Origin of the sequence: Aeromonas sp. SER (assembly GCF_038739615.1) — a bacterium.
In the GTDB taxonomy this organism is placed as follows: domain Bacteria; phylum Pseudomonadota; class Gammaproteobacteria; order Enterobacterales; family Aeromonadaceae; genus Aeromonas; species Aeromonas jandaei.
The window spans coordinates 1-25,336 of record NZ_JBCGFC010000020.1 but is presented as its reverse complement, the minus strand read 5'-3'; the positions used below and the strand labels follow the sequence as shown (position 1 = coordinate 25,336).

Genomic DNA, 25,336 nt, shown 5'->3' with positions numbered 1-25,336 from the left:
CTCAGCTGACAGAGCTGTAAATAAAAACAGAGAGCCCGTTTTGCAACGGGCTCTCTGTTCACCTCAACGGACAGGGTATCACTTTTTGCTGATCCCGTACTCCCGCAATTTGTTGGCGATGGCGGTGTGCGACACACCCAGTCGTTTGGCGAGCTGGCGAGTCGAGGGAAACGCCGGATAGAGCCGTGCCAGCAGCTGGCTCTCGAAGCGCTTCACCGCATCGTCGAGGTTGCCCTCGAACCACTCGTCGATAAGCGGTGCCGTATCAGCCGCTACCGGCAGATCGATCTGCTCGGGACCAAGCTCGTCCCCCTCCAGCAGCGTCATGGCGCGATAGAGGCAGTTGCGCAGCTGGCGCACGTTGCCCGGCCAACGATAAGCAGTCAGATAGTCGGCCATGTTGCGGGTAAAACGCGGGCGCGGACGCTGCAGTTCGCTGGCAAAGCGCGAGACAAACTGCTGGGCCAGCACCATGACATCCGCCTTGCGCTCGCGCAGCGGCGGCAGCGCCAGACTCAGCACGTTGAGACGGTAGTAAAGATCCTCACGGAAGGAGCCATCGTTGACCAGATCGAGCAGCTGTTTCTGGGTAGTGCAGATAAAGCGCACATTGACCTTCACCTCCTGCTCGTCACCGACCCGGCGGAACACGCCATCTTGCAGCACCCGCAAGAACTTGGTCTGCAGATGGGGCGACATGTCGCCGATCTCGTCCAGCATCAGGGTGCCGCCGCTCGCCAGCTCCAGCACGCCGCGCTTGCCCTCGGTATTGTTGCCAAAGGCGCCGGGGGCATAGCCGAACAGCTCGCTCTCGGCCACGTTATCCGGCATGGCGGCGCAGTTGAGGGCCATGAAGGGGTGGCTGGATCGCAGGCTGGCAGCGTGACAGGCACGGGCCAGCAGCTCCTTGCCGGTACCGGTCTCGCCGACGATGAGCAGCGGCGCGTCCTGCATCGCCAGCTTGCGCGCCTGCGCCAGCACCTCTTTCATCTTGGGGCTCTCACCCTGCAGATGCTCGAACCCCTCCGCCTCCACCGCGTGGAGCGCGCTGAAGTGCAGACCAACCCGACGGGCCGATTTGAGCACCACCACGGCCCCCGCCAGCGCTTGCTTACCCTTCTGTTCATCGACAAAGAGCGGCAGCAGATCCGCCAGATACTCTTCGCCATTGAAGCTGAGTTTGCAGGTTTGTGGCCGGATGTCGCTCGCTTCCAGCCAGCGGCTGAAGGAGAAGCCCTTGACCAGCGAGCCGAGCGCCACGCCGCGCACCTCCTCCACCGGCAAGCCGAGGGTGGTGAGGGCCGACTGGTTGGCCTGGGTCACCTTGCCCTTGGCATCGAGCGAGAAGACCAGATCCGGCAGCGCCTTGAGCAGCGCCTCAATCTCGTGGTGCTCCCGCTCGGAGGGCATGTAGGGGATGGTCTTGACGTCATAGACGCCGGGAATGCGGCGGATCTCCGGCATCAGATGCTGAAAATCGCTGAACTCCAGCTCGGGAAAGTTGAGATAGATGATGCCTGAGGTATCGATTTCGATGCCGCGCAGATCGATATTGTGCTCCACCAGGCGGTCGAGCAGTTCCCGGGTCAGGCCCAGGCGGTCTTCACAGCTGACTTCAAGACGCATTCGGGACACACTTCCTAGCTAACTCTATGAATGAGCGGATAATACAGACTCGATCCCCCCAGTGCGAGCGCTAGCCCACAAAAATGCGGGCCTGCCCCGCTTTCGCCGGGCAGGCCCGAGTCAGTTGTTGCCGCTTATTTGAGTAGCTGGTCGGTACGTGCCGCCATGATGAAGTCGTTGCGGTGCAGCCCACCGATCTTGTGAGTCCACCAGCTGACCGTTACCTTGCCCCACTCGGTCAAAATGGCCGGATGGTGGAACTCCGCCTCCGCCAGCTCCCCCAGGCGGTTGGTAAACGCCAGCGCCTCCTTGAAGTTGCGAAAGGCAAATTCCCGCCGCAGCTGCAACGCCCCCGCCACCACCAGCGGCTGCCAGTCGGGGATAAGCTGCATCAACTCGCGCAGCTCCTCATCGCTCACCTTGGGAGCATCGGCGCGGCACGCTTCACACTGCTGGCTGGCCAGTTCGGACATGGGTCTCTCCTCTGTTCTGAATGTGCAATATCTGATGTGAAATAACGGATAACTCAACTCGCCTGCTTGCCTGCAACCGGTTCAAAGCGCGGCGCATGCAGACCAAGCTGGCGCGCCTGCGCCACCCCGCTCATGATCTCCGCCTCCCCCAGCCGGTAGAGGGCATCGAGCTCGGGCAGCACAAAGTAGGTGGGCTGCATGATGTCGATGCGATAGGGGGTGCGCAGCACCTCCAGCAGATCGAAGGGTTGCAGCAGCGGCTTGCCGGAGAGGGCATAGGCCGTCTCGCCGATGGAGGAGAGAATGCCGCCGCCGTAGATACGCAGCCCGTCCGCCGTGGCCAGGAGGCCAAACTCCACGGTGAACCAGTAGAGGCGGGCCAGAAAGACCCGCTCCTCCTTGCTCGCCTGCTGGCCAAGCTGGCCATAGAGGTGGGTAAAGTGGGCAAAGGCGGGATTGGTCAGCATGGCGCAGTGGCCAAAGATCTCGTGAAAGATATCGGGCTCCTGCAGGTAGTCGAGCTCGTCGCGGCGTCGGATAAAGGTGGCGACCGGGAACTGGCGGTTGGCCAGCAGGGCAAAGAAGCGGTCAAACGAGATAAGCGCAGGCACGGCTGCCACCGACCAGCCGGTGGTCGCCAGCAATACCTCGTTGAGCTCCGCCAGCTGGGGGATGCGATCTCGCGGCAACGTCAGTCTTTCAAGGCCCGCCAGATACTCGTCACACGCTTTGCCTTCAAGCGCAGCCAGCTGGCGTTCGATCAGGATCTGCCAGGTGCCGTGCTCTTCGGCCGAGTAGTGGATCATCCCCCGGGCATCCGGCTGGTGAGCGGTATAAAGGGTTGCCATAAGCGGTTCCATCCTCTGCGCCGGTTGAGGCGCCTTGCCATTGGGTCATAGGATCACTGTAACGAACCGGCAACAAAAAAAGCAGCTGACCCGGTGGTCGGCTGCTGGCGAGATATGTAAATAAAATGTGACATTCAAGCCTGATGGCGAGCTGACTCATTCAGAGTGAGCCAAACCCTTGGTACCCCTTGTAAGCCTCATCCCTGAAGGAGACGGGATAAAAGCGGAGCAAGCCCGTTGCCCGCGTTATACCGTGATAGCCCATCCACCCGGCGCAGATTGTTGCAAAAAACGCCGAAAAAAGTGGATGCGCGTTTCACCAGTAAAACAATGTAAATCCTCGACATACCGGGCCCCATCAGGATGCGCCAACTGCCGAGCTCCGATCCGGGGTTAGCTCGTCCCCTTGAGATAACCGGCCAGCTGACCCACCAGCCGCTTGCGCAGCTCGCCCAGTTTTGGCTTCTCGTCCGCACACCAGGGCAGCGGGCGGCACGCCTCTATGGTGCGCAGGCCAAGGCGAGCGGTGAGCAGGCCCGCCCCCACCCCTTGCGCCGCGCGGGCAGAGAGCTTGGCGGTAAGCTCGGCCCCCAGCAAGTCCATCCCCACCTCGGTCACCAGCTCGGTGGCACCGGCGTAAAGCATGTTGCGAAACACCTGACGGATTAGGCGTATGCGGCTCCAGTAGCCAAGTTCGATGGCATAGACATCGGCGATGTCCTCGATCATCCGCAGGTTGCGCCACAGCATCAGCATCATGTCGACGGTGGCGAGCGGGCTCAGCGCCACCAGCACAGCGGCCTCCCCCGACCATTTGGCCACCCGCGCCTGCGCCAGCTTGTCACGCTCGCCGAGTACCAGCTGGCTGTAGAGGGTCAGCACCTCCCGATCGCTGTGGCTCTCGTCGAGCTGGGCCAGCCAGGTCTGATACCCCTCACGCCCCTTGTCGCCACTTTTGACCGCCAACCCTTCGCAGAAGGCCTGGCCCTGGCCGACCCCCTGATGGGCCAGCAGATCTTCTGCGCGCGAGCGCACATCCTGACGCCGCTTGAGGGTGCGCAGCCGCAGCCACTCGCGCCCCACCACGCTGGCGGTCCCCGCCGCCACCAACGCCGAGGCCGTCAGCCAGGCGCTGCCCCAGAGCGGGGTGGTGAGAAATTGATCGTAAAGAAAGGCGCCATACTGGCCCAACGAGAGCAGACCGACCGCCCCCAGCCCCCACGCCAGTAGCCGATGACGGCGACGCGGTTTGATGACGAGGGCGCTCTCCACCTCGGTGAAATCGTCCAGCTCGTCGAGGCGCTCGAAGCTCGCCTCCTCCAGCCGCTGGGCCGGTGCGGGCGGGCGCTCGTCACTGGCCACCGTCAAGGCAGGCTCAAGGATCACCTTGCCCTGCAACGGTGGCCGCTCTTTTATCTGATCGTTCATCGCATTGTTCTCCTGTGCGCAGCCTTCGGCTCAGGTGCCAAGACCGCACACCGTTATTCGAGGTGATCCCCGAGCAGAAACTCCAGCGCCGCATCGAGCCGGATATGGGGCAGCGCCTGATGGGCGCTCATGGGCATGGGGCGAAACGCCTGAAAATCAAAGCCCTGACTGTTCCACCACTGCGCAGGCGGAATATGGGGCGGCACCTCCCCCGGGAACAGCAGCAGCGGCTCACCCTCAAGGCTGGTGCCACGGATGGCAGGGAACTCGCGGCCATTGGCCACCCCCTTGCCCACCTCGGTCGCCTTGATGGCGGCGAGCGCCAGACACTCGGTGGTGATCCCCTCAAAGCGGGCCTGGCCGCGGCCGCTGCGCACCAGATGCTGGAGCAGGGAGACCATGGGCCCATGCTGCTCGGGGGTGACGTGATCGGCCTTGCTCGCCACAAACAGCAGCTTGTCGATACGGGGCGAGAAGAGTCGCCGCCACCAGTTGCTCTTGCCGTAGGCAAAGCTCTCCATGATGCGGGCGATGGCCTGCTGCATATCGCCAAAGCTGGCCGCTCCTGCGTTGAGGGGCTGCAGGCAATCCACCAGCACGATCTGGCGATCAAAGCCGGCAAAGTGCTGCTCATAAAAACCCTGCACCAGATGCTGCTTGTACTGCTCGAAGCGCTGCCTGAGGGTGGCGTAGAGGGTGCCATCGGCAGGCTCGCCGGCAGGCATCTCCCACACCCAGGGGACAAATTGCAGCATGGGGGCTCCGGCATACTCCCCCGGCAAGACGAAGCGGCCGGGCTGAATGAGGTGTAGCCCCAGCTCCTGTTTGCAGGCGTGCAGATAGGCGGTGTAGCGCTCGGCCAGCTCTGCCACCGGTCGCTCGGCAAAAGGTTGCGTTGCCTGCCACCCGGGGGTCAGCCAGCTGGCGGCGAGCGCCTGCAGCTCGGGGCGGCTCAGCTGCTCGCGCACCTGTTCGCTCCACTGCTCGTAGCTCATCTCAAGGAGCGGCAAGTCGAGCAGCCACTCCCCGGGGTAGTCCACCAGATCCACGTAGAGGGTGGAGATCTCACCCAGGTGCTTGCGCAGGGGGTGACGGGTGCGGTAGCGAATTTCGAGGCGCACTTCCGCCACGCCGCGGGTGGGCTCAGGCCAGGCAGGCGGATCGCCAAACAGGGAGTCGAGGCCACGCTCGTAGGCAAAGGTGGGGATATGGGCATTTTGCTGCGGCACCCGGCGGGCACCGAGGATGCGCCCCTGACGCAGGGCATCCCACAGGGGCAGGCGGCCATCGATGGCCGCATGTTCCAGCTGGTTGACCAGCGCCGTGATAAAGGCGGTCTTGCCGCTGCGAGAGAGGCCGGTTACCGCCAGCCGGATATGGCGATCCCGCACCCGGTTCACCACGTCGTTCGCCTTGCTCTGCAGGCGAGTCAACTTCTGTTCCAGTTTATTGAGTATCAAGGCTTGACCCGTTCTCCCTTGGTGGTTGCATCCGGCGTGATTGGCCGTGCGACAAGGCAAACTGGCTATCCGCATCGGGATGGTCAATCAGCCTGAGTGGCGTCGATGATGGGGCATCACTGAAGGCACCACCATCGACATTGAGTGCTTCGGCAGGCACTTTCGTACAGGCACTACAGCTTGCGAAATTCCCGCTGCAGGGTGAACTCGCGGGAGGTCACCAGCTTCTCGATACGCTGAACTCTGGGCTCCAGTGCATCCAGTTCCTGCGCGACACGGCTCAGCACCTGCTGGGGGGTGACCCCCGCCTGCCAGCTGCGCGCCTTCATCCGCACCTCGGCAAAATCGGCATCCTCGTGGGAATAGAGGGTGACCGGCTTTTTGTCGAGCAAGAACCAGGCGGCAATGTAAGCGGTGAAGGTGATGAACCCGGCGAAGATAAGGCCGCTGATGGCGAGCAGCCGCACGATCCAGGTCTCTACCCCGAAATACTCTGCCAAACCGGCGCAAACTCCGGCAATCTTACCCTGCCGGGGATCGCGATAGAGGTTGCGCCCCTCACGACTTGTACTGCTCATACCTTGTTCCTCCAACCGGGCACTTCCGCATCCAGAATCGACTCCAGCGCACCGACTCGCTCCTGCATCTTTTCGGTACGGGCCAGCAACCCTTGCAGCTGTTCCCGCTCGCTATCGGCAAGACCGGCGCCGATGCGCCCCTTGGCCCGGTAGTGCAGCACCAGCCAGATGGGTGCCACCACCACCATGAAGACCACCATGGGAACCATCAATACACCCAGCAGACTCTCCATCGCTTACTCCCCCTGCTGGCCATCACGCTGACCCAGCTTTTGGCGCATCGCCTCAAGCTCTTTGCTTATCTGATCGTCCACTTCCAGTTCGGCAAACTGCTGCGCCAGCGCCTTGTCAGACTGACCCAGATCGGCGCGAGCCTCCATCTCGTCGATGCGACGCTCCATCCGCTCGAACTTGCTCACCACCGCCTGACTGTCACCACGGGCAACCTGGCTCTGCACGTTGAGACGGCTACTGGCCGCTTCGCTGCGAATGGCCATCGCTTTCTGGCGGGCACGGGCATCTTCCAGCTTGGCTTCGAGCTGGCGGATCTCTTCACCCAGCTTCTCGATGCCGCTGTCGACCGCCTGCTGCTCGCGGTAGAGGGTCTCTGACAACTCGCTCTGTTTCTTCTTCTCGATAAGGGCGGCGCGGGCCAGATCTTCACGCCCCTTGGTCAGGGCCAGCTCGGCCTTGGCCTGCCACTCATCGACCCGCTCCTGATGACGGGCGACCTGACGGCCAATCTCTTTCTGGCTGGCGAGGAAGCGGGCCAGATTGGAGCGCTCTTTGACCAGCTCGTCCTCCATCTCCTGGATGATCAGGCGCACCATCTTCTGGGGATCTTCTGCCTTGTCGAGCAGGGCCGTCAGGTTGGAATTGATGATGTCGGCCAGACGGGAAAAAATACTCATGATTGCACTCCTGTTAATGGCATGGCGTTGTTTCTCCATTGACAATGGCAACTTGTGTGCCAATCTGGAGCGAAATTTAACTTGTTGATTTATATGGGGCTGCTTTGCCCCGTTTCAATAGATGCCATGCAAGTGGTGATAAAAATCACCAACTTTTGGTAAGATTGACCAGCTTTAACAACCAACAGGGATCACTATGACCACGGCCACGGAAAGCCTGCTGGGGGAATCCAACGCATTCCTCGAGATCATCGAGCAGGCCTCACGGCTCGCCCCGCTGCGCAAACCCGTGCTGATCATCGGTGAGCGGGGAACGGGCAAGGAGCTCATCGCCCACCGCCTACATTATCTCTCGGCGCGCTGGGATCAAAGCTTTGTCACCATCAACTGCGCCACTCTGAGCGAGAGCCTTCTGGAGACCGAGCTGTTCGGTCACGAGGCGGGCGCCTTTACCGGTGCGGCCAAGCGCCATCAGGGCCGCTTCGAGCGGGCCGATGGCGGCACCCTCTTCCTCGACGAGCTGGCCACCACCAGCGCCCGGGTGCAGGAGAAGCTGCTGCGGGTCATCGAGTATGGCGAGTTCGAGCGAGTGGGTGGGGCCAAGCCCCTCAAGGTGGATGTGCGGCTGGTCTGCGCGACCAACGAAGATCTCCCGGCACTGGCCGACAAGGGGCTGTTTCGCCACGATCTGCTGGACCGACTCGCGTTTGATGTGATTACCCTCCCCCCCTTGCGGGAGCGGCGGGAAGATATCCTGATGCTGGCGGAGCACTTCGCCCACAGCATGACCCGGGAGCTGGGCTATCCGCTCTTTGCCGGTTTCTCGCGTAAAGCAACCCAGCTGTTGCTCGATTACCCCTGGCCTGGCAACGTGCGGGAGCTGAAAAACGTGGTGGAGCGCAGCATCTACCGCCAGGGCAATCCCCAGTTGCCGCTGGCCGAGCTGGTGATCAATCCGTTTGACTCCCCCTGGCGGCCCGTAGCCGCTCGCAGTCAGGAGAGTAAAAGCGAGCCGCAAGGTGTGACAACCGGGGCGTTGCCGCTCGATCTCAAGCAGGCGGTGGCGGAGTTCGAGATTAATTTACTCAAGCAGGCGATGCAGCAATCCCAGTATAATCAGCGCAAAGCCGCCCAACTGCTGGCCTTAAGCTATCACCAGTTTCGTGGCATGCTACGCAAGTATCAGCTGCAGGATGGCGACAACGATACGGAACAAGACCAGAAAGAGTCCGACTGACACCGGCACCGACAAAGCCAGCACAGTGCTGGCGTATTCATATAAAAACAGATGCGTATCAAAAACATGGTTCAACAATGAGAATGCTCACACCCTTGCTGCTCGGTCTGCTGGTTCTGCTCACCGGCTGCAACAAGCAATCCGAAGCTTCCAAGACCGGACTCATCTACTGCGCTGAGGGCTCTCCCCTCTCCTTCAACCCCCATGTCTCCAACACCGGGGTTACGCTGGATGCCAGCGCTCGTCCACTCTACGACCGTCTGCTGGAGGTCAACCCCAATACTCTGGCACTGGAGCCGGCGCTCGCCACCAACTGGCATGTGAGCGAGGATGGCCTCACCTATACCCTAACTCTGCGCAAGGGGGTGAGTTTCCACCACACCCCCTGGTTCAAGCCAAGCCGCACCCTCAATGCCGATGACGTGGTCTTTACCTATGCCCGTCAACTCGACGAGCACCACCCCTATCACAACGTCTCGGGCGGCGACTACCCCTTCTTCTACAGCCTGGGGCAGGATCAGCTGATCAAGCGGGTCTATAAGAAGGGGCCGCAGCAGGTGGTGTTCGAGCTGAACCAGCCCAACGCCTCCTTCCTCGCGACCCTGGCAAGCGACTATGCGGTGATCCTCTCCGCCGAATACGCCGAGCAGATGCTCAAGGCGGGAACCCCGGCGCTGCTCGATACCCGCCCCATCGGCACCGGCCCGTTCAGCTTCAAGGAGTATCGCCACAACGAGTTCATCCGCTATCTGCGCCATCCCGGCTACTGGAACGGCCCAGCCCAGATCGAGCAACTGGTCTATGACATCACCCCGCGCTCGTCCAAGCGGCTGGCCAAACTGCTGACCGGCGAGTGCGACGTGATGAGCACGCCAGCCGCCAGCCAGCTCTCGGTGATCAAGCAACATCCCGACCTCAGCCTTTCGGTACAGTCGGGGATGAACGTGGCATTTTTGGCCCTCAATACCCGCAAGCCGCCGTTCAACAACGTCAAGGTGCGTCAGGCCATTGCCAGCACCATCAATATCGACAACCTGTTGCAAGCGGTCTATTTCGATACCGGTCTACCGGCCAACAGCCTGCTGCCACCGCTCTCGTGGGGCTATAACCCCAGCCTGCCGATGCGCAAGCCAGATCTGGCGCTGGCCCGCAAGCTGCTCAAGGAAGCAGGGCTCGAGAAGGGATTCGAGATGCAGGTGCTGGTGCAACCGGACGCCCGCCCCTACAACCCGGATGCGCTCAAGACCGCCCAGCTGATGCGAAGCGATCTGGCCAAGGTGGGTATCAAGCTCAAGATTGTCCAGCAGGCGTGGCCGGTCATCGAGAAGCGCCTGGCCGCCGGTCAGTACGACAGCCTGCTCTCTGGCTGGATTGCCGACAACGCCGACCCGGACAACTTCTTCCGCCAGCTACTGAGCTGCTCGGCGGTCGAGCGGGGCAACAACTACAGCCGCTGGTGCAGCCCGGCCTTCGATCAGCTGCTGGACGATGCGGTCACCACGCCCCAGCTGGCCTTCCGGCTGCGCAACTACTACTACGCCCAGACCCTGCTCAACGAGCAGCTGCCTCTCATTCCGCTGGCACACGCTTTGCGCACCCAGGTCAGCCGCAGTGACATCGAGGGGCTGATCCTGATGCCCTTTGGCGGCACCTCCTTCAATCAGGCTCACCGGGAGTAAGCATGCTTTTATACACCTTGCGTCGCATCAACCTGCTGCTCATCACCCTGCTGGCCCTGACATTCGTCGCCTACCTGCTGGACTATCGCCTGCTCGGCCATCAGCTGAGTTTCTGGAGCGGCTACCCCGACTTCCTGCGCCATATTCTGGCCGGGGATCTCGGTCTCTCCAGCGTCTCCGGCCTGCCGGTACTGGACGAAATTCGCCACTACTTCCCGGCGACCCTGATCCTCTGTCTGGCCGCTTTCACCGTCTCGCTGCTGGTGGGGATCCCGCTCGGTACCCTGGCCGCCCTGTCACAAGGCAAGCCGTTGGATCTCTCCATCATGACCGCCGGCCTTATCGGCTATGCGGTGCCGGTGTTCTGGCTGGCGTTGCTGGTGGTGATGCTCTTTTCGCTCGATCTCGGCTGGCTGCCGGCATCGGGCCAGATCAGCCTGCTCTATGATGTGCCGCCCATCACCGGGATCGCCGTCATCGACGTGTTGCTGAGTCAGGAGCCCTGGCGTCAGGCGGCGCTGCACGATGCCCTGCGCCACCTTATCCTCCCCTCGCTGGTGCTGGCGGTGGTGCCGACGACCGAGGTGATCCGCCATGTGCGCAGCTCGCTCATCGACGTAATGAAACAGAACTACATCAGGGCGGCAGCGAGCCGTGGCCTCTCCAAGTGGCAGATCGTCTGGCGCCATGGCCTGAAAAACGCCCTGCCCCCGGTACTGCCTTTGCTCGGTCTGCAGCTGGGCAGCGTGCTCACCTCCGCCATGATCACCGAGGTGGTGTTCGAGTGGCATGGCATCGGTCGCTGGCTGGTCAGCAGCATCGCCCTGCAGGATTATGCTGCCATTCGCGGCGCGACCCTGGTCATCGCCAGTTTCGTCATCCTGATCAGTGTCAGCACCGAGCTGCTCACCACCCTTATCTATCCGGCACGGCGCAAAGAGCTCTATGCCAAACAAGATTGAACGCGCTCATGGCGTGACCAGGAGCCAGGTACCCTATGCAAGATAAATCGAACATCTATCCCGAGCTCAAGATCCTCTCGCCGCTGGAGCAGACATGGGCCTCCTACAGCCGTAATCCGCTTGCCATGGCAGGACTGTGGGGCTTTTTGCTGCTGCTGATCATCACCCTGTTCGGCCCGCTGGTGGTGCCCTACGGCATCGATGAGCAGCATGCCGAGCATCTGCTGCTGGCCCCCTCCTGGGCCAACAACGGCAATATCGACTTCTTCCTCGGCACCGACGATCTGGGACGGGATATCCTCTCCCGGCTGGTGGTCGGCGCGCGGCTCACCTTCGGCTGCGCCCTCATCGTGGTGGTGATCGCCATGGTAGTGGGTTCTGCCATAGGCATCCTCGGCGGCATGAGCAAGGGGCTCAAATCGAGCGTGTTGCACCACCTGCTCGATACCCTGCTCTCCATCCCCTCCCTGCTGATGGCCATCATCATGGTTGCCATCATGGGGCCGGGCCTTGGCAACACCCTGATCGCCATCACCCTCGCGTTGATCCCGCCGTTTATCCGGGCTACCTACAACGCGGTGCATGCCGAGATGCAGAAGGAGTACATCATCGCCAGCCGGCTCGACGGTTCGCCCCCCTTGCGGATCATGCGGCTGGCCATTTTGCCCAATATCGTCGAGACCCTGGTGGCCCAGACCACCCGCACCCTCTCGGCCGCCATCCTCGATATCTCCGCGGTCGGTTTTCTCGGCCTCGGCGCCCAGACGCCCCAGTCGGAGTGGGGCGCCATGCTGGCTGACTCGAGCGATCTCATCTATCTCGCCCCCTGGACCGTCACCCTGCCCGGCATCGCCATTCTGTTCAGCGTGCTGGTGACCAACCTGGTTGGTGAGGGCATCCGCGAAGCGCTCAAAGAGGGGAATGACTGATGCCGTTGCTAGATATTCGCAATCTCACCATCGAGATCGACACCCCACAGGGCAAGGTGAAGGCGGTGGACAAGGTGAGCCTCACCCTCAACGAGGGGGAGATCCGCGGACTGGTCGGCGAATCCGGCTCGGGCAAGAGCCTGATTGCCAAAGTAATCGTCGGCATCGAAAAGGATAACTGGACGGTGCGCGCCGACCGGATGCGCTTCAACGACATGGATCTGCTGACCATGGCGCCCCGCGAGCGACGCCGCATCATGGGCCGCGAGATCGCCATGATCTTTCAGGATCCCATCAGCTGTCTCGACCCCTCCGAGGAGATCGGCACCCAGCTGGAAGAGGCGATCCCGACCGATTCGTTCGAGGGACAGTTCTGGCAGCGCTTCCAGTGGCGCAAGAAGCGGGCGATTGCCCTGCTGCACCGGGTCGGGGTCAAGGATCACCGCAAGGTGATGCGCGCCTATCCCCATGAGCTGTCGGATGGCATGTGCCAGAAAGTGATGATCGCCATGGCGATTGCCAACCAACCGCGCCTGCTGGTTGCCGACGAACCCACCAGCGCCATGGAGTCCACCACCCATTCGCAGATCCTGCGGCTGCTGGACAAGATGAACAAGCTGGGCAACACCACCATCCTGATCATCAGCAACGACATCGCTGCCATCGCCAACCTGACCGATACCATCAACGTGATGTACTGTGGCCAGATGGTGGAGGTTGGCACCCGCGAGCAGATCCTGGAGACACCGCATCACCCCTATACCGATGCGCTGCTCAAGTCGATCCCCGACTTTGACAAGCTGGTGCGCCACAAGTCGCGCCTCGAAACCCTGCCCGGCGTCATCCCGCCGCTGCAGCATCTGCCCATCGGCTGCCGGCTCGGCCCGCGCTGCCCCTATGCCCAGAAGCAGTGCGTGCAGACCCCGGTGATGAACAAGGTGAAGGGACACCAGTTCAGCTGCCACTTCCCGCTGAACATGGAGGAGCCGAAAAAATGATGACCAGCAACGCCCCCGCCAGAGAGGCGCATGTGATTGAGCCCTCCCTGCTGCAAGTGAGGGGCCTGAGCAAAACCTACCAGAACCGTACCGGCCTGTTCCGTCGTCAGGCCGTGGAGGCGATCAAGCCCCTCTCGTTCGATCTCGAAGTGGGCCAGACCCTCGCCATCGTCGGTGAAGCGGGCTCCGGCAAGAGCACCCTGGCCCGCATTCTGGCCGGGATGATCGAGCCCACCAGCGGCGACATCGCCATCGACGGCCAGCTGATGGTGCACGGGGATTACCAGACTCGCTGCAAGCTGCTGCGGATGATTTTTCAGGATCCCAATACCTCGCTGAACCGCAAGATCCGGGTTGGCCAAATTCTGGAGACGCCGCTGCGCCTCAACACCGAAATGACCGAAGAGGAGCGCCGTGAAAAGGTGGTGCAGACCCTGCGCATGGTGGGCATGCTGCCCGATCACGCCCTCTTCTACCCGCAGATGCTCTCCTCCGGTCAGCAGCAGCGGGTCGCACTGGCGAGGGCTCTGATCCTCAACCCCAAAATCGTGGTGGCCGACGAAGCTCTCACCACCCTGGATATCTCGGTACGCTCCCAGATCATCAACCTGCTGCTGGAGATGCAGGAGACCATGGGGCTGAGCTATGTGCTGGTGGCCAACGATTTGGGCATCGTCAGCCATATCAGCGACGAGGTGCTGGTAATGCATGAAGGGCGGGTGGTGGAGCGCGGCAAGACCCTCAAGGTGTTTGCCGATCCCCAGCACGAGGTGACCCGCCGTCTCATCCAGAACTACAACAACGAATATCGCAAATAGAGAGGAGCTGGCCGCCTCCCCTACTGCTGTGTTTCACCGTTCTCACACGGCAGGATCAAAAAAGCCCACTGCATGCAGTGGGCTTTTTGTTATCGGAGTCGCAGCTTAGGCTTGCAGCAGCAGGCGGTTGATGCGGGAGACGAAGCTCGCCGGATCGTTCAGCCCACCCTGTTCGGCCAGCTGGGCCTGTTCGTGCAGCAGGGTGACCCACTCGCCGAACAGCGCCTCGTCCTGAATGGTATCGAGCTTCTTCACCAGCGCATGGTCGGGGTTGAGCTCCAGAATATACTTCTGCTCCGGTACTGGCTGGCCGGCCGCGCGCATCAGCTTGATCATCTGGGTGCTCATGCCGTAGGCGTCGGTCACGATGCAGGAGGGGGAGTCGGTCAGACGATGGGTGACACGCACCTCTTTAACCGCTTCGCCGAGGCTCTTCTTGACCCGCTCAACCAGACCTGCGTTGGCTTTTTCGGCCTCTTCTTGCGCCTGCTTGGATGCTTCATCTTCCAGATCGCCGAGATCCAGTTCGCCACGGGTAACGGAGATGAGCTGCTTGCCGTCGAACTCGGTCAGGTGGCTCATCAGCCACTCATCGACACGCTCCCACATCAGCAGCACTTCGACGCCCTTCTTGCGGAAGATCTCGAGGTGTGGGCTGTTCTTGGCTGCGGCATAAGAGTCAGCGGTGATGTAGTAAATCTTCTGCTGACCTTCCTTCATACGACCAACGTAATCCTCAAGAGAGACGGTCTGGGCTTCGCCTTCACCAGCGGTGCTGGCAAAGCGCAGCAGCTTGGCGATCTCTTCGCGGTTGGCGTAATCCTCGGCCGGGCCCTCTTTGAGCACATTGCCGAACTCGCTCCAGAACTTGGCGTACTTCTCGGCATCGTCTTTCGCCAGCTTGGAGAGCATAGTCAGAACGCGCTTGGAGCAAGCCTTGCGCAGAGAGGCGGTCACCTTGTTGTCCTGCAGGATTTCACGGCTGACGTTGAGCGGCAGATCGTTGGAGTCCAGCACCCCTTTGACGAAGCGCAGGTAGGTCGGCATAAACTGCTCGGCGTCGTCCATGATAAAGACGCGCTGTACGTAGAGCTTCAGACCGTGCTTCTGCTCGCGGTTGTAGAGGTCGAACGGTGCGCGGGCCGGTACGTAGAGCAGGCTGGTATACTCCTGCGCCCCTTCCACCCGGTTGTGGCCCCAGAGCAGCGGATCTTCAAAGTCGTGGGCGACGTGCTTGTAGAACTCCTGATACTCCTCGTCCTTGATATCTTTCGGGTTGCGGGTCCACAGTGCAGTCGCGCGGTTGACCTGCTCCCACTCGCCCGGAGTGCCGACGATGGTCTCACCATCCTCTTCACGATCCGGGGTGCCCTCTTTGTACATCTCGACCGACACGCTGATGTGGTCGGAATATTTGCTCACCACGGAGCGCAGACGCCAGTCGTCGAGGAACTCGTCCTCTTCGGCACGCAGGTGCAGGATAACGTCGGTACCGCGACCGGCTTTGGTCACGTCAGCCACGGTGAAGGAACCTTCGCCTTCCGATTCCCACTGCACGCCCTGCTCCGGAGCAGTACCGGCGGCGCGGGACACCACGGTCACCTTGTCGGCAACGATAAAGGCGGAGTAGAAACCGACCCCGAACTGGCCGATCAGCTGGGAGTCGCGTCCCTGATCGCCAGAGAGGTTTTTGAAGAATTCTGCGGTGCCGGACTTGGCAATGGTACCCAGGTGCTCGATCACCTGATCACGGGTCATACCGATCCCGTTATCGGAGATGGTCAGGGTACGCTTCTCTTTGTCCACCACCAGGCGCACACGCAACTGGCCGTCGTTTTCGAACAAAGAGGCATCGGAAAGCGCCTTGAAGCGCAGCTTGTCCGCCGCATCGGATGCGTTGGAGATCAGCTCGCGCAGGAATACTTCTTTGTTGGAGTAGAGGCTGTGAGCCATCAGGCTCAGCAGTTGTTTGACTTCAGTTTGAAAGCCGTGGGTTTCGGCATGAACACTTTGGGTCATTGACCAATCCTCAGAAACATCGGGTTGAACATACGCCCAACCTAGATGGGGACAGGGATCCAAATATCAAGGGGGTGAATGTGCAATCCTGCTCATTCGCCCCCTTTTTCCATTCAACTGCCGATTTTCTGATCAGGCCGTAATGGCACAATCCTATCCAGCCCCTTATTTGAGGCGCTGGCGCCCCATCAGGGAGTGGGAGAGCGTGGTGCCATCCACCAGCTCCAGCTCGCCCCCCACCGGCACCCCATGGGCAATGCGGCTCACCTCCACCCCGGCGGCACGGGCCATGTCGGCGATATACCAGGCGGTGGCATCCCCCTCGATGGTGGGGTTGGTGGCGAGGATCAGTTCGCTGATCGCCTCATCCTTCAGGCGACGCTCCAGAATATCGAGCCCCAGCTCCTCAGGGCCGATACCATCGAGCGGCGACAGATGGCCCATCAGCACGAAGTAACGACCGGAAAACTGGCCGGTCTGCTCGATGGCAGCCACGTCCGCCGGGCTCTCCACCACGCAGAGCAGACCGTTCTCTTCCCGCTTGGGATTGGCGCAGATATCGCAGCGATCATTCTCGGTAAAGGTGCGGCAGTGGCTGCAGTGGCCAATCTCGGTCAGGGCGCGGGAGAGCAGCTGGGCCAGCCGCAAACCGCCGCTGCGCTCGCGCTCGAGCAGGGTAAAGGCCATCCGCTGTGCCGATTTGGGCCCTACCCCCGGCAGTACCTGCAGGGCTTTCATCATCTCGTCGAGCAGGGGACTGAATTTCATAACACACCTCACACTGGCCAACCCGCACCACTCTCTGGATAACCGCGGGTCAGCTGAACTGGATAACGCAACTGGCGCAGGACTATACCCGAGCCCGTGCCAGCGCGCTATCCGATGAGACTGAAAACCCTTTGTAGTGGTCAGCCCACATGTTCAAAAAGGGTCTGAAATTGATACCGAAGGAGGAGCGCATGAAAGTAGCGTAAAAAATACACCGGTTTAAGGCCGGTGTCTTGTGATAACCAGATCTGTACACCTATCTGGTGTTTTTTGCAGTAACAACAAGCTCTGTTACATTCCGAATTCTAGGAAGTAACTTCTTACTTGATGTGTTTTCATCCATTCATTGGACCACTTTTTCGCTTCATCCAGTTCTTCAGCAGTCAAAACTTTCTCTAAAAAACGCATACGTTCAATAGCTTGATGATAAGCGGAGAACACATTATCATCCTCAGTAATTTGGCTTACAACGGCATTCAACAACCCATAGGCCTTTACTTTATCTTGTAATTCAAGGGGAACCTCAACACCTAACTCAAGTGCGGACATTAAATAACCAGAATAAAATAAAATGGAGTTTACATTGCCAATGTTTGCCCCCATGCCATACCAATGAAGCATCGATTTTATATCTCCAGCCTCTTGATAATAGACAGCTAATTGATCCATTGCTCTTGGATTTCCATTGTTGGCGGCTTGTTCTATCCAGTGACGCACAGCCTTATCACGTGAGCCAGGAATAATATACCAGCCACAGCCATCACGAATTGCTCCTGCCAATTGGTTCATGGCATCAGCATCCCCTAAATCTGCCGCTTTTTCCATCCATTTACAGAAACCATTGCCATTCCCTTTGGCTGCCTGTATCAACGCATACGACCGCAGACCATCCAACTGATCTTCGTCTGCTCTTTTTTTAGCTGTCTCAAGCAAAACTTCGGTCCAATTTTGATCGCCGGAATGATCTGATAATGACGCATCTAAAATGGGGCCACTACCGAGATTAGATAATGCTTGCATGCCACATAGCCCGCCTAATTCTGCTGCTTTTTTAAAATATGTTTGTGCATCAGCATTAACAATCAAAGATGTACCTTGATAACCTCTGGCAATCAGGCATAGCGCCTTGATATTTCCTGCATTAGCAGCTTGCAACATCAAATCAAGCCCTTTATTCCAACCTTGTTCATAAGGGATCACCGCCTGCTGATAAAGGGCCTCGGCGCTTGCAGCCTTATCCTCCATAGCGTTTGCATATGACATTGAAAATAACGTAATCAACATCAACATTGAAAACTGCTTAACTCTTAACATTCCATCCATCCTGAATCTGAGAACGACCATACATATTAGAAATCTTATATTTACGCTGCGCTTTTTCCCAATCAATATTTGACAGTGCATTTCTTGCCCTGTGATACATAGATGATGCAATACGTGATTCACTACTTCCTTTCACTATTGAATTCATGTATTCATCGAGAAGCATTAATTTTTTTTATAAGCGTCAACCTGATCTTGCACATTGATATCGGTCATGCGGCTTATCGCCTCTTGAAACTTATGGCGATTATCAGGAGTGACATGACCGCTATAAGCTAATGAAGCGCCTTCCCTGGCCATTAGCCTTGCCTGTCAGGTGGTTTTTACAGTAATAACAAGCTTTGTTACATTCCGAATTCTAGGAAGTAACTTCTAACTTGATGCGTTTTCATCCATTCATTAGCCCAGGATTTAGCCTCTTCCATTTCGTTCACTGAGAGTTTTTTTTCAAGAACACTGAGTTCTTTAACAGAGCGGGAATAGGCTGACTCCTCAGTTTCTGGCGGTAGTTGATGGGTTAATATATATAACCAAGCGTAAGCTTTTTTATTGCTTTGCATATCAGCAGGAATTGGAATGGTAAACTCATCGCCTCCCATCAGATAAGTGCTATAGATCCTTATCGAGTTAATATTCCCTGTATTGGCTGCACGTTCGAGCCAAGCCAGCATCTCTACAATATCGTTGTCTTTCTCAGCATAGCTGGACATAACCTCCATAGCTCTTGGATTACCATGATTGGCGGCTTGTTCAATCCAGTGGCGTACAGCTTTTTCACGGGAGCCAGGGATGACGTACCATCCACAGCCACTCTTTATTTTATTAGCAAGGCGGAATTGGGCGTCAGCATCATTAAACTTCGCAGCCTTTTCAAACCACTTGCACTCTTCATTTTTATTGTCACTAAGAAAACCTTTTAATTTCAGTGCTTCTATATTATTTTTAGAGATACCTAACGATAAAGCGGCATTAAATCTTTCCTTATATGCATTGACACTTACCCCATCAACAATAAATGCCTTTGGGCGCATAATTGCAATGCCACCTTCTTCATCAACAGATAAGGCTAACAAACCACATAGTGCACTTTGATCTGCTGCCATCTTAAAATATTTGTAAGACATATCAGACCAAACCCAGACCGAGTCAACTGCACTTTTTGCAATCCAGCATTGCGCTTGCTCACTGCCTAAATCGGCGGCTTGGATCATCAGGTCAACACCTTTCCGCCAACCTTGCTCATAAGGGATAACCGCTTGTTGATAAAGCTCATCTGCTGTAGCCACCTTATCAACAGCTGCGTTTGCAAATGAGACTGCGAATAGTGCGTTCAACACAAGTATTGAAAACTGCTTAACTCTTAACATTCCACCCATCCTGAATCTGAGAACGACCATACATATTAGAAATCTTGTATTTACGCTGCGCTTTTTCCCAATCAACATTTGATAATGAATTGCGAGCTCGCCAATATTTAATTAATGTTGACTTAAGGTCGTCATTTCTACTATCCGCAGGCGAATTCATATATTTATCTAGTGTGCTAAGGTTACTCTTATAAGAGTAAATCTGATCTTGCACATTGATATCGCTCATACGGCTTATCGCCTCTTGAAACTTATGGCGATTATCAGGAGTGGCTTTACCGCTATAGAGCCAATCAACCAAGCGAGCGATGGTCAATTGCTGTAACACATGAACTTGTGTATCGGGCAAATCGACATTTAACGACTTAACACGCAGATCTTTAGCATTAGCCACCAAGGTTCCCAATAACGACCCCAATGCCTCTGGCAGTAGACCGTTGGCCCACTCTTTTAACTTGGCCTCCGTTGCTGCATTGACCTTGGCATCGCCAGCCGTATCCGGGCGTAAAGCCGGATTGGGATTAGCCTGTTTCGGCAACAAGTGATGAGACAACGTCCACGCCACCAGACCCGCATTCTGGCTGCGATTCAGCTTGCCATAAATCCGGTCGACAAAGTCTTTCTCAGCCGCCACTATCTGACCAATATTGACCCCCAGCAGCAGTGCCAACTGACTGGCCCTGGAGAGGCGCTGATAACTCTCCTCATCGGCGAAGACTTCGACCCGCTCGTAGTTGCAGCGGCGTAGCAGATCCTGAAACATGGTCACCACATAACCGGTAGATTGCCAATCCACTTCAAATTCAAAATAGCCCTTGGCCTTGGCGCTGCCCCCCAGCACCCCGGCTTTGACCCCCAGCCGCATCCGGTTATTGCGCCAGCTCAGGATAAAGGGGAACTCGCTCAGCGTGTTCTTGATTTCGGCCTTCAGCTCGGTGGTGGCCTTGCACAACTGCAGTGGCAGCTTGGCGGCTTGACCATCTATCCCCAGACGCTGGATCATGCTGTTATCCGGCGTCCAAAGCAGGCGTCCTGACAGACTGCAGCCCACCTCAGCCCCAACCTCGGCGGTAAATTCCCCCTTCTCTTCAGCCTTGACCGCCACATCGAGCCCGCTGAGGCTAATGCCCCCGACGCTGGCATTGAGCGATGCCTCACGGCCCGCTTTGAGCATGGCGCCCGCTTTGCCCCACGCCTTGGCGTGGACATCTACGGCCCAGGTACCCAGATTGATCTGGTACTTGTTGCCACTCTTGGGGGCGATCAGGGTTGCTATCGTGGGTTTCGCGCCTCGTGGCAAGGTGATCCTGAACAGGTCGATCTCGCCGCGCAGAGGATAAAACTCCGCCGTGACCGACAAGCTGGCGCTCGGCCCAGGCATGGAGACGGTGCCGTCCTGATAGGTCAGTGTCATCGGCGGGGGGTCTATCTTGCCGGAACTGCTGAGTTTGCCCTTCCAGTCGCTGTAACTCATCATCCGCATCAGCTGCGCTTGGGGTGACTCATCAAAGGGACCAAACTCCACCTGCTTGTCAGAGCGATAGAGCAGTGTGCCAAGGTGTCCAGCAAAGCGGCTACGCCATGAATCCAGCGCCTTCACCTTGATGTTCTTCTGCTCCAGGTAGTCGGCCACCTTGTCAAAATTGAGGGCGCCGCTCTCTTTGTAGAACCAGCCCTTTTGTAGGGGGAGAGGGGTAATGCCATCTTGTGCCAGCAGGGCGAGCAGCACCGGATCCTGCTCCAGTTTAAGCAGGTCACCCGCCCGCTCCTTGACCTTGTCTACCGGCAACTGCCAGAGGCTGAAGTAGCTGAGCGGCTCTGCCGATAACGCCGCCGAGCAGATCTCGCGCAGCGGATAATCCCCCTTGGTCAATACGTCCATGGGTTGGCGCTGATATTCCCCCTCCCATGCCAATACCCGAGGCGGGACTTGGCGGGAGCAGGCCAGCAGTGCCTTTTCGTACAGCTCGTTCGCTTGCTTGTGAGCAGCATTAATGGCATCGAGCTGACGCTGAAACATCTGCTGGGGTGGCAACAAGGGATTCTCTTTGTCGCTGCTGGCGGCATAACCGCTATCGAGCGCGGTCAAAAAGGCCTTGGTGGTCTTCTCCAGCTCCTCTTCGGCCTGCTTTTTCTGCGCCAGATAGGCGTACCAACTGGCGTAGCACTTATCACCGGCCACGCACCCCTCTATGCCGCTCAGAGCAAACTCTGGCACGGCGACCCCAAGCGCGCCAAGCTCGCTGATGCAGCGATTGAGGGTCTGCTGGGCCGTAGTCATCTTGGCCAGGGTTTCCTGACGATGGCTAAACCAATCGTCACTCGGCCACATCAGATCGTTGCTGTGTTCCTGCATCAGGGTCTGGGTTTTCAGCACCGCCTGTCGTAGCGATTCAATCTGCTCTGCCGGAGGCTTTTCTGCTACAAACGTGGCACGGGCCTTGTTGTATTGCGCCAGCAATTTGCCGATTTTGACCTGACGCGGGTCATAGTAGTGGCCATTTTTATCGACTTCATACCCTTGCGCCTTGGCTTGCTCAATCCCTTGGCGTTTGAGCTTTTCCAGTTGCTCGATACATTTGGCATCTTCAGCGGCACGATTGATAAATTGCTTTTGAACCGCAGCCTGGCTGTTATCTCCGTAGGGCGAAAAGGTAGGGCTGGCTGGCCTGCTCGCCTGAATGTTGCTCCATTCTTGCTGTTGAGCCGGGGTCAAGAAGCTATATGGTGTCGGGCTAATCATCAGGCTATCGAGTTGAATACCCTGTGCCGCCAGTGCTTGCAGCTTGCTGGATGAGCCAAGCACCTTGGCTTCAAACTCACTGACCACCATTTTTATCTTCTTGAAGGCTTTTTTCTCGACCAGCCAAAAACAGTTGGAGCCGCTGACGTAGAAAATGTCTTCAAACTCTTTTGACGAGCAGGGGGATTTAACCGCTGCAAACGACTCATTTGATGCAGCAGCTGGCAACGGAACAAAAGGCAACATGGTCGGCGACTGACAGAGCCCTTCATCAATGACATTGTTAACTACAGGTGACGTAGTCGTGGTTGGTGCGGACATCTATAACGCCTCCACTGGCTGATGGGTCTGATGCTGCCAAAAACGGTTTGCCACAGCCAGCGGCTCATGGCACTCAATATCGAAGGTGGCCAACCACTGGGCCATGCGACCATCCAACACGGGAGCAGGATAATCATTAAGCAGGGTGAGCCAAGGCATAAGCTCCCACTGCTCTGTCAAGCCTTTCTCAATCAGGTATGCAAGCGAAGATGCAAGACCATAACACAAAACAGGGTCAATCCGAGCTGCTTGCAAGCTATAAAGCAGACGGGTTTTCTGAGCCATCGTCAGCAATTCCGAACTCAAACACACCGGTTGCTCAAAGGCAGCTTCGTGCTCAGCGCTGACAATTTCACACCACGTTGCAGAGCACCAGTCAGGCAAGTACACCGCCTCCAACGCTGAGCTCACCAAGGGGGCATCATACTGGCAGGCATAGATAGCCAGCCAAATGGCCGGATCGTAAAAGCGCAGATAGCTTTGCCCCTGCCCATCAGGCACCGTCAGAAACTGTCTGAAATGGTTGGCTAGCTCTTCGCAAGAGAGTGATGCGCGCAGCGCAACGCCTGCGCGCCTCTCTCGCACTTCCGTAAGCAACGTTTCCCTGACAGTGCGCTCGGAAGGGAGGCTAAGCAAAAGGGGACTCACATCCAATAAGGCTTGGTGGTGCGTACCAGCAAACAGCAGAGTTAATTCGGGCTGCTCAATGAGCTGATGGATCACCTCTTGCGCCTCTTCCCAACGTGCCACATCAATCAGCAAATAGTTGATTGGTAAGCTATCAGGAGATAACCGATGTAGAGACGTTAACTGTTCCCATCGAGTTTGCATGTGCAGTCCCCCCGTTCACATGTGCCATTAGAGCGCTTGCCACACATGGGCATTGCTACCACACCTGCTTTTGCCGCGACCAACATGGCCGGGATCATCTCTGGTGTTGGCGGTACAACATAAGGCGCTAATGCTACCCCCATCGGCAGACCGGGCATCTGACCCGCCCACCCTGAGCCCGAGCCAGGGCTACCGCCGGAGTTCATCTTGATGGATCCACCGCTTAGCGTGACGCCACCGGAGTCGAGCTTCACAAAGCTGCCGCCCACCTTGAGGGTCAGTTCGGCACCCGCCTCCATCACGATCTTCATGCCAGCCTTGTGATGCACCTCCTGACCTGCATCAACCAACAGGGATTGACCCAGTTTCTGGTGCAGGGAGGTATCCACCGTCAGCGAATAGTCCGCCTTGATGTGCTCACGCTTCTCACCCTCCACCGTCAGGTGGTCGTTGGCCTTGATGCGGGTCACCCGTTCGTTATCGATGTCGGTGTGTTGGTCGTGCTTGATATGCCAAGCCGCATCGTTTTCAATCAGCACGTTCAGGTCTTTCTGACCGTGGATGTAAATCTCTTCTTGTCCCGCCTGGTCTTCAAAACGCAGCTCGTTGAAGCCTTCGCCCTTGTGGGTTTCGGTGCGCAGCACGGTGCGGGTCTTGTTGGCAGGCAGCTCATACGGTGGCCGGTTGGTGGCGTGGAAGGTGCGCCCCGTCACGATGGGCTGGTCGGGGTCTCCTTCCAGAAAGCTCACGATGACCTCGTGGCCGATACGCGGGATGGCCATCATGCCGTACTGACCGCCAGCCCAGCCTTGCGATACTCGCACCCAGCAGGAGCTCTGGTCGTTGGAGCTGCCATATCTGTCCCACGGGAATTGCAGCTTCACCCGACCGTGCTCGTCGCAGTAAATCTCCTCGCCCTCGGGGCCGACTACGATGGCGATTTGCGGGCCATCCACCATCGGCTTGTGGGGTGCCTCGGGGCTGCCGATGCGGGCGCGCCAGGTGGTACTCGCCTTCACCACGCCAAATTCGTTGTGGTAGACGGTCGGACCGCTGCCGCCCTCCTCTTCCAGTGCCTGCGGTTGCTCGCCGGTGTGGCGGATATGGACGATTTGCCAGTCGGTGTTGAGGCTGCCGTTCGGATGTTCGGTGAGTGAAAAGTGCTGGCCCGGTAGCAATGCGGCGCTGTTGGATTTGCCGCTGCCTGCTACCGCATCGTTGCGCAGCGCATCGAGCCGATGTTGGGCAAACGCCTTGCCACTCGGGTCCTGCTTGTAGCGGCCCGGGTAGTCGAAGTGCTGGTAGGTATCCCGTTGATGGTCGAGCTCTGCGCCCATCTTCTTGTGGGAGAGACCATAGGCTGGCGTCTTGAAGCTGTAGTCTTTGAGCTCCACATCCGAAGGACGCACCGCCTCGCGGTAGTGGAACTGGCGCACATAGGGCCCTTGTTCCAGCGAACGGTTGCCAAGGTTGAAGAAGAGCTCGGGGCCAGCAGTCAGGGCTGCCGCATCGTCAGCAAAGACGATGCGGTGCTTGCCTGCTTCAAACTCGTGGAAGTAGAACATCCCCTCTTCGGCGGCAAGGCGGTTCATAAAGTCGAGGTCAGTCTCCCGATACTGCACGCAGTATTCCCGCTGGGCGTGCTCGTTCTTGAGCGCAAAGGCGTAGTCGGTGATGCCGTGCTCTTGCAGCAGGATACTGAGGATTTCATCGGGCTTCTGCGCCTGGAAGATGCGGGAGTTCTGGCGCAGGCCCAGTCGCCACAGGGCAGGTTTCACCTCAATGCGGTAACGGGTACGGCGAAAGCCGCTGTCCCCTTGGGCAAATTCGCTCACTACCCCGCACACCCGGCGTTGCAGCTCGCCGTTGTACCACACCATGAGCTCGCAGGGCTGGTCCAGCACGGCGCCAAAGTCGACATCGGGCTGGCTGCTGGCCAGCTCAAGGCGCAGGTTGAACGGCCGGTTCAGCCCCTCGTCCAGCTGGAAACTCGCCACCACGAAGGTGCTCTCGGGCA

Annotated in this window: 21 protein-coding genes; 6 read left to right on the top strand and 15 right to left on the bottom strand. The window is 58.3% G+C overall.

Annotated features, from left to right (window positions below; translation table 11 throughout):
• Window positions 1-78 precede the first annotated feature (78 nt).
• From tyrR to pspA, 8 genes are all read right to left on the bottom strand, one after another.
• Window positions 79-1,626, bottom strand: coding sequence for a transcriptional regulator TyrR (gene tyrR, locus AAHA41_RS20735; RefSeq protein WP_041210348.1), 1,548 nt, complete (start codon window positions 1,624-1,626; stop codon window positions 79-81).
• A gap of 134 nt (window positions 1,627-1,760) precedes the next feature.
• Window positions 1,761-2,099, bottom strand: coding sequence for a 4a-hydroxytetrahydrobiopterin dehydratase (locus AAHA41_RS20730; RefSeq protein WP_042032032.1), 339 nt, complete (start codon window positions 2,097-2,099; stop codon window positions 1,761-1,763).
• A 53-nt stretch (window positions 2,100-2,152) separates the two neighbouring features.
• Window positions 2,153-2,947, bottom strand: a complete 795-nt coding sequence (gene phhA, locus AAHA41_RS20725; protein ID WP_323068973.1) for a phenylalanine 4-monooxygenase — start codon at window positions 2,945-2,947, stop codon at window positions 2,153-2,155.
• Between the two features lie 393 nt (window positions 2,948-3,340).
• The gene (locus tag AAHA41_RS20720; protein ID WP_185227270.1) at window positions 3,341-4,375 is read right to left on the bottom strand and encodes a TIGR01620 family protein; all 1,035 of its coding nucleotides are present in this window, start codon (window positions 4,373-4,375) and stop codon (window positions 3,341-3,343) included.
• Between the two features lie 53 nt (window positions 4,376-4,428).
• Complete coding sequence (locus AAHA41_RS20715) at window positions 4,429-5,835, bottom strand: YcjX family protein (RefSeq protein ID WP_208736030.1); 1,407 nt, start codon at window positions 5,833-5,835, stop codon at window positions 4,429-4,431.
• Between the two features lie 173 nt (window positions 5,836-6,008).
• Complete coding sequence (pspC, locus tag AAHA41_RS20710; RefSeq protein WP_323068975.1) at window positions 6,009-6,413, bottom strand: envelope stress response membrane protein PspC; 405 nt, start codon at window positions 6,411-6,413, stop codon at window positions 6,009-6,011.
• Window positions 6,410-6,646, bottom strand: coding sequence for an envelope stress response membrane protein PspB (gene pspB / locus AAHA41_RS20705; RefSeq protein ID WP_041210358.1), 237 nt, complete (start codon window positions 6,644-6,646; stop codon window positions 6,410-6,412). Before pspB ends, pspC begins: the two co-directional genes overlap by 4 nt.
• 3 nt (window positions 6,647-6,649) lie before the next feature.
• A complete protein-coding gene (gene pspA, locus AAHA41_RS20700) occupies window positions 6,650-7,324 on the bottom strand; it encodes a phage shock protein PspA (RefSeq protein WP_041210359.1) in 675 nt (224 codons plus the stop codon).
• A gap of 196 nt (window positions 7,325-7,520) precedes the next feature.
• Here pspA and pspF point away from each other — a divergent pair, with 196 nt between their 5' ends.
• The 6 genes from pspF (at window position 7,521) to AAHA41_RS20670 (ending at window position 13,947) form a co-directional block, all read left to right on the top strand.
• Window positions 7,521-8,561 (top strand): phage shock protein operon transcriptional activator, encoded by a 1,041-nt coding sequence (gene pspF, locus AAHA41_RS20695; protein WP_323068977.1) that lies wholly within the window; start codon window positions 7,521-7,523, stop codon window positions 8,559-8,561.
• Window positions 8,562-8,644: 83 nt separating this feature from the next.
• Window positions 8,645-10,240, top strand: a complete 1,596-nt coding sequence (gene sapA, locus AAHA41_RS20690; RefSeq protein ID WP_042032023.1) for an ABC transporter substrate-binding protein SapA — start codon at window positions 8,645-8,647, stop codon at window positions 10,238-10,240.
• 2 nt (window positions 10,241-10,242) lie between these two features.
• A complete protein-coding gene (locus tag AAHA41_RS20685; protein ID WP_041210362.1) occupies window positions 10,243-11,202 on the top strand; it encodes an ABC transporter permease subunit in 960 nt (319 codons plus the stop codon).
• A gap of 35 nt (window positions 11,203-11,237) precedes the next feature.
• The gene (locus tag AAHA41_RS20680) at window positions 11,238-12,131 is read left to right on the top strand and encodes an ABC transporter permease subunit (protein WP_033114661.1); all 894 of its coding nucleotides are present in this window, start codon (window positions 11,238-11,240) and stop codon (window positions 12,129-12,131) included.
• Window positions 12,131-13,129 carry an oligopeptide/dipeptide ABC transporter ATP-binding protein gene (locus AAHA41_RS20675; protein ID WP_041210364.1) on the top strand — a complete coding sequence of 333 codons (999 nt, stop codon included), beginning with the start codon at window positions 12,131-12,133 and terminating at the stop codon, window positions 13,127-13,129. The genes AAHA41_RS20680 and AAHA41_RS20675 overlap by 1 nt, the downstream gene beginning before the upstream one ends.
• Window positions 13,130-13,161: 32 nt before the next feature.
• The gene (locus tag AAHA41_RS20670; RefSeq protein ID WP_033114706.1) at window positions 13,162-13,947 is read left to right on the top strand and encodes an ABC transporter ATP-binding protein; all 786 of its coding nucleotides are present in this window, start codon (window positions 13,162-13,164) and stop codon (window positions 13,945-13,947) included.
• 105 nt (window positions 13,948-14,052) lie between these two features.
• On the opposite strand, the gene htpG is transcribed toward AAHA41_RS20670, so the two are convergent.
• From htpG to AAHA41_RS20635, 7 genes are all read right to left on the bottom strand, one after another.
• Window positions 14,053-15,966, bottom strand: coding sequence for a molecular chaperone HtpG (gene htpG / locus AAHA41_RS20665; protein ID WP_323068979.1), 1,914 nt, complete (start codon window positions 15,964-15,966; stop codon window positions 14,053-14,055).
• Window positions 15,967-16,131: 165 nt separating this feature from the next.
• A complete protein-coding gene (gene recR / locus AAHA41_RS20660; RefSeq protein ID WP_005346280.1) occupies window positions 16,132-16,734 on the bottom strand; it encodes a recombination mediator RecR in 603 nt (200 codons plus the stop codon).
• Between the two features lie 291 nt (window positions 16,735-17,025).
• The gene (locus tag AAHA41_RS20655; protein WP_323068981.1) at window positions 17,026-18,048 is read right to left on the bottom strand and encodes a hypothetical protein; all 1,023 of its coding nucleotides are present in this window, start codon (window positions 18,046-18,048) and stop codon (window positions 17,026-17,028) included.
• Between the two features lie 353 nt (window positions 18,049-18,401).
• The gene (locus tag AAHA41_RS20650) at window positions 18,402-19,424 is read right to left on the bottom strand and encodes a hypothetical protein (protein WP_323068983.1); all 1,023 of its coding nucleotides are present in this window, start codon (window positions 19,422-19,424) and stop codon (window positions 18,402-18,404) included.
• Window positions 19,411-22,488 carry a hypothetical protein gene (locus AAHA41_RS20645; RefSeq protein ID WP_323068985.1) on the bottom strand — a complete coding sequence of 1,026 codons (3,078 nt, stop codon included), beginning with the start codon at window positions 22,486-22,488 and terminating at the stop codon, window positions 19,411-19,413. Before AAHA41_RS20645 ends, AAHA41_RS20650 begins: the two co-directional genes overlap by 14 nt.
• Window positions 22,489-23,319 carry a DUF4123 domain-containing protein gene (locus AAHA41_RS20640; RefSeq protein WP_323068987.1) on the bottom strand — a complete coding sequence of 277 codons (831 nt, stop codon included), beginning with the start codon at window positions 23,317-23,319 and terminating at the stop codon, window positions 22,489-22,491.
• Window positions 23,295-25,336, bottom strand: a 2,042-nt coding sequence (locus AAHA41_RS20635; protein WP_342697339.1) for a type VI secretion system tip protein VgrG, incomplete at its 5' end; no start/stop codon positions are given. The genes AAHA41_RS20640 and AAHA41_RS20635, both read right to left, overlap by 25 nt.